We start from the raw sequence: 5,750 nt of genomic DNA, 5'->3' as shown, positions 1-5,750 counted from the left end.
GACTTGTTCGCTGTAAAATCTCTCTCGCAAACAGGATCGATAAATGGAAAATTCATTAAAAGAAGCCGCCCTGCAGTTCCACGAATTCCCCGTGCCGGGCAAAATCTCCGTTACCCCAACCAAATCTCTGGCCACTTCTAAAGATTTAGCGTTGGCGTACTCTCCGGGCGTAGCCGCTCCTTGTATGGAAATCCATGCCGATCCGCAAACTGCCTACAAATACACTGCCAAAGGCAATTTGGTTGCCGTGATTTCCAACGGTACAGCAGTGTTGGGTTTGGGCAACATCGGCGCATTGGCCGGTAAACCTGTAATGGAAGGCAAAGGCGTATTGTTCAAAAAATTCGCCGGTGTTGACGTATTCGATATCGAAATCGATGAAAAAGACCCGCAAAAATTGGTAGACATCATCGCTTCTTTGGAACCGACTTTCGGCGGCATCAACCTCGAAGACATCAAAGCGCCTGAGTGCTTCTATATCGAACGCGAATTGCGCAAACGTTGCAAAATCCCTGTATTCCACGACGACCAACACGGTACCGCCATCATTACCGCTGCCGCTGTACTGAACGCTTTGCGTTATACCGGCCGCAAAATTGAAGAAGCGACTTTGGTGTGCTCAGGTGCAGGTGCCGCAGCGATTGCCTGCTTGAACCAATTGCTGGATTTGGGTTTGAAACGCGAAAACGTGACCGTTTGCGACTCCAAAGGCGTGATTTACAAAACCCGCGAAGACAAAGACCGTATGGACGAGTCCAAACAGTTCTATGCCATTGAAGATAACGGCCAACGCGTATTGGCTGATGCCGTTAAAGATAAAGACATCTTCTTGGGTCTGTCCGGTGCCAACCTGCTGACTCCTGAAATGCTGAAAACCATGAACGAAAAACCAATCGTGTTCGCTATGGCAAACCCAAATCCGGAAATTCTGCCTCCTTTGGCAAAAGAAACCCGTCCGGATGTGGTGATCGGTACCGGCCGCTCAGACTTCCCGAACCAAGTAAACAACGTATTGTGCTTCCCATTTATCTTCCGTGGAGCATTGGATGTCGGCGCGACCACCATCAATGAAGAAATGAAACGCGCTTGCGTATACGCTTTGGCTGATTTGGCGATGGAAGAGGTAACTGAAGAAGTGGTTGCCGCTTACGGTAAGAAATTTGAATTCGGTGCGGAATACCTGATTCCTACCCCATTCGATTCCCGCCTGTTGCCTCGCGTTGCTACGGCTACTGCTAAAGCAGCAATGGAAAGCGGCGTGGCTACCCGTCCAATCGCTGATTTGGATGCGTATGCTGCTAAACTGGCCGGTTTGAAATTGTAATCCGGTAAGTAGTATTTGATTGAAAATGCCGTCTGAAAGTTGTATTTCAGACGGCATTTTTGTTTATTGGGTATTTTAGAAATGGCTTAATGCAGCAATCGGAATGAAGAACATGATAATCTGCTGCTTCAAAATGGACTGGGGAATATGGATTGCTTTTTAAGATAGGTTTCTATTTTTGAGCGGCTTTGATTTTGCAGGGTTTATACGGGATTAAATACAATATTTTTGCCAGTTTTTTAAACAACATCAGGCCGTCTGAAATTGGGTTTTCAGACGGCCTGAGTTAATGAAACGGTTTATTTTTGCCAATAGGTTTTGACGTTGACGAACTCGTACAGCCCGAATTCTGATAGCTCACGTCCATAACCTGAAGCTTTGACGCCGCCAAAGGGGAGGCGCAGGTCGCTGCTGGTGTGGCGGTTGATAAAGACAGAGCCTGCTTGGATTTTTTCGGCATATTGCCATGCGTTTGCCGTGTCGGCTGTGTAGATACAGGCGCCGAGGCCGAAAGGTGTGTCATTGGCAAGCGCAACGGCGTGATCCGGATTGTCGGCGCGTAAGATCATGGCAACCGGGCCGAAGACTTCTTCGTGCCAAACGCGGCAGTTTGGATTGACTTGATCCAATACCGTGGCAGGGTAAAACCAGATTTCTCCCTCAGGGATATAGCCGCCGCTCAAGCATTGCGCACCGTGTGCAACCGCATCTTGAACCTGCTCGTGAACGGTTTGACGCAGGTCTTGGCGGTGAAGCGGGGCAAGGGTGGTGTTCAAGTCTTTGGGATTGCCGGTTTGCAGTTTGGCACACTCGGCAAGGAAGAGCGGAATAAATTGTTCGGCAATATCTTGGGTAACAACAATGCGCTTGGCGGCATTGCAGGATTGTCCGGCATCGCGAAAGCGCGAATAGCAGGCATCGATGGCTGCGCGTTGCAGATCGGCATCGGGCAGAATGATAAACGGATTGCTGCCACCCAGTTCAAGGACGGTTTTTTTCAGATGTTTGCCTGCATGGGCGGCCAGCAGGCGGCCGGTATGGGTTGAACCGGTAAATGCCATGGCATCAGTATCTTCAATGGCTTTAAGCGTGTCTTCATGACTTAACCATGCGCCGATAAGTGGCAAACCTTCGGGGATAAGGCTGAATAGGGTTTCGCTGACGCGGGCGACACTGGGCGCAGGTTTGACTGCGCAGGCATTGCCGGCGCACAGGGCAGGGATGGCAAATCGTAAAATCTGCCAAACAGGGTAGTTCCACGGCATAACCGCCAAAACAACACCCAAAGGTTCGAAGCGGACTTGGCTGAGGCTGGCTTGGGTAGCGATGGTTTTATGGGCTAGCAGTTCGGGGGCAAGACGGACGTAGTAGCGGATAAGCTCGATGGATTTATTGATTTCGGCACGGCATTCGTGCAGGCAGCGTCCGACTTCTTCGCAAACCATTTCAGCAAGGCGTTCTTGGTTTTGGGTAAGGCTGTCGGCAAATTGCTGTAAGAGGGCGGTGCGCTCGGTAATGCTTGATTGAGCGAAGGTTTGCTGAAGGGTTTGGAGGCGGTTTAATTCGTCGGTAAATTCAGTGTAGTTTTGTGCCGGTCGGCGGCAAATGGTTTCACCGGTAAAGACATGGGTGCTGTGAAACATGGTTGGCTCCTTTGTTTTTATGTTTTTATGAGGCCGTCTGAAAATGTTTCAGACGGCCTTTTATTGTGATAATTGTACTTCAAGCGACCAGTTGGGGAAAAATAGATTTTAAGCCGGCAACAATAATCTCTACGGAAATGGCAGCAAGCATCATGCCCATGATACGGTTGAGGATGGTCAGGCCGGTCGTGCCCAAGCGTTTACTGATGCGTCCGGCAACGATCAGGATGAGATAGCAAATCAGGCTGACCAGAAAGCCGGAGATGATAATTAGGGCAATATCGCTGTAATTTTTGGCGGCAGAGGAGTAAATAATGACGGTAGAGATACCGCCGGGGCCGATGGTAATCGGAATGGCAATGGGTACGACGGCAATGGCTTTTTCATTGCGGCGGACTTGTTGCGCACTTTGATGTTCTTCTGAATGGGAATCAATTTTGGGTTTGGCAGGATTATCGTTGCCGTTCATTAAGGAGATGGCAATCAGCAAAACCAGAATACCGCCGCCGACTTGGAAGGAGCCGACGCTGATGCCGAGTACTTTCAACAAGATACCGCCGCCCAGTGCAAAGACGACAATCACGATGAAAACAGCCAATGCGGCAGTACGCGCGATTCTGCGCTTTTCTTTGGTGCTGTGGTTTTGTGTCAGGTCAAGATAAATTGAGAGCGCGCTGAAGGGGTTGATCAGTACAAGAAGTGCAACGAGAAGTTTGCCGATTTCTACACCTAATTCCATATTATTCCTTGCTTGCAGTTAGGTCGTCGTTGTCTATATTACGACGGCGGAGGTTTTTGTGTTCATTGGCAATACCCATCAACAGGGCGAGTACCACCATGATGGAAAGTGTAGCTGTACCGCCGTAGCTGACCAGGGGAAGGGGGACGCCGACAACGGGCAAAATACCGCTGACCATGCCCATGTTTACAAAGGCATAGCAGAAAAAGGTCATGGTCAACGCGCCTGCCAGAGTACGGCTGTAAAGGGATTGAGCTTGCGCGGCAATCCACAATCCGCGTGCCAGAATGATAAGGTAAACCAGCAGTAAAAGGATATTACCAATCAGGCCGAATTCTTCGCCGAATACTGCGAAAATAAAGTCAGTCGTTGATTCGGGAATATAGTCCAAATGGGTTTGCGTACCGTTGAGCCAGCCTTTGCCCCATACACCGCCCGAGCCGATGGCAATCATGGATTGGATGATGTGGTAGCCTGCACCTAACGGGTCTTTGGTTGGATCGAGCAGGGTGAGGACGCGGGTTTTCTGGTAGTCGTGCATGCCGTAATTCCACAAGAGCGGCAAGGCGGCTACAAAGGCAATAATAGCGGAAAAAATGGCTTTCCAAGGCAGTCCGGCAAAGAAGATGACAAAAATACCTGAAGCCATAATCAGCGCGGCCGTCCCCAGATCTGGCTGCTTCAAAATCAGGGCGACAGGAACAAGAATCAGCACGAGGGCGACAATATAATGTATCCATTTCAGACGGCCTTCATAGCGTTGGAAATACCACGCGACAGTCATGGGAATACCGATTTTCATGATTTCGGAAGGTTGGATACGGGTAAAGCCGATACTCAGCCAACGGGTCGAGCCGTTGACGGTAACGCCGGCGACTTCGACGCCAATCAACAGTAATACGCCGACAATGTAAACAGGCAGGGCGACTTTGGCAGCCGTTTGCGGCTTGAATACGGCGATAATCCATAAAAGGGCAAATCCCAAAACAGTATGGATGGTTTTGTTTTCCAATTGTCCGAACTCTTGCCCGTCTGCAGAATAGAGCAGGAACAGGCTCATGATGTAGATGGCGAGCATGGCAAAAAACAGCCAAGGGTCAATCGGGGCTGCAATGGTGGATTTGAAATTTTTCCACGCTGATGTGTTATTCATGATGAACCTCCGGCTGTGAGGCAGGGCTTGTCGGCGTCAGTCCGTAGGCAGATTGGAAAATGCTGGGAATAGGCTGATGTTTGTCCGTTGTTTCAGTTTTGGCTAAATCTGACTCAAGGCCGTCTGAAAACTGTTGCGGCTTGACGTGAAGCATATAAAAATCAGTCATTTCACGAGCCAATGGCGCGGCATACGCACCCCAACCGCCGTTTTCCAAAATAACGGCAATGGCGATTTCAGGTTTTTCCAATGGCGCAAACGAGATAAACCATGCGTGGTCGCGGTGTTGTTCGCGCAGGGCTACGGCGTTGTAGCGGCCGCCCTGTTTGATTTGTACGACCTGGGCCGTACCGGTTTTACCGCCCATCGTATAGGCGAGTCCGCCACTGATACGGTGCGCCGTACCGCCCGGTTTCAATACCTTTTCCATTGCGCGTTTGACGTATTCGAAGTTGTCTGCTTTGAACGGAATTTGACGCTCGGGATTGGGGTTGATACGGGTAATTTTGCGTGCGCCGAAATCCAATACTTCTTTGACCAAATGCGGCTGATGGACGACACCGTCATTGGCAAGAGAAGCTGTCGCATGTGCCATTTGCAAAGGCGTGTAGGCGTTGTAGCCTTGGCCGATGCTGACAGAAACCATTTCGCCGGCGCGCCATTCTTTGGCGGTAGGGTCGGAAGATTTGGCAAAGCGTTTGGCTTTCCATTCGCGGCTGGGCAAAACGCCTGCGTATTCGCTGGGCAGGTCAATGCCGGTTTTTTGGCCGAAACCGAATTGCGCCAGATACGGAGAGGCTTTATCGATACCCATTTCGTAACCCAAACGGTAGAAGAAGGTATCTGAGGATACTTGAATGGCTTTGCTCAAGTTGGCCGAGCCGTGACCGC

General features: G+C 50.2%; 5 protein-coding genes. 1 reads left to right on the top strand and 4 read right to left on the bottom strand.

Annotation, left to right across the window (positions count from 1 at the left end; translation table 11 throughout):
* Window positions 1–43: 43 nt before the first annotated feature.
* A complete protein-coding gene (locus ACTHUE_RS10030; RefSeq protein WP_083314053.1) occupies window positions 44–1,324 on the top strand; it encodes a malic enzyme-like NAD(P)-binding protein in 1,281 nt (426 codons plus the stop codon).
* 299 nt (window positions 1,325–1,623) lie between these two features.
* On the opposite strand, the gene ACTHUE_RS10025 is transcribed toward ACTHUE_RS10030, so the two are convergent.
* The 4 genes from ACTHUE_RS10025 to ACTHUE_RS10010 form a co-directional block, all read right to left on the bottom strand.
* Entirely contained in the window at window positions 1,624–2,967 is a 1,344-nt protein-coding gene (locus ACTHUE_RS10025) for an aldehyde dehydrogenase family protein (protein WP_070695497.1), read from the bottom strand.
* Between the two features lie 79 nt (window positions 2,968–3,046).
* A complete protein-coding gene (locus tag ACTHUE_RS10020; RefSeq protein WP_004520122.1) occupies window positions 3,047–3,706 on the bottom strand; it encodes a MarC family protein in 660 nt (219 codons plus the stop codon).
* 1 nt (window position 3,707) lies between these two features.
* Window positions 3,708–4,859 carry a rod shape-determining protein RodA gene (gene rodA / locus ACTHUE_RS10015; protein ID WP_049336483.1) on the bottom strand — a complete coding sequence of 384 codons (1,152 nt, stop codon included), beginning with the start codon at window positions 4,857–4,859 and terminating at the stop codon, window positions 3,708–3,710.
* Window positions 4,852–5,750, bottom strand: an 899-nt coding sequence (locus ACTHUE_RS10010; RefSeq protein WP_440423398.1) for a penicillin-binding transpeptidase domain-containing protein, incomplete at its 5' end; no start/stop codon positions are given. The genes rodA and ACTHUE_RS10010, both read right to left, overlap by 8 nt.

Source organism: Neisseria sp. P0021.S005 (assembly GCF_051956955.1).
This window is presented reverse-complemented; position numbering and strand designations above follow the sequence as displayed.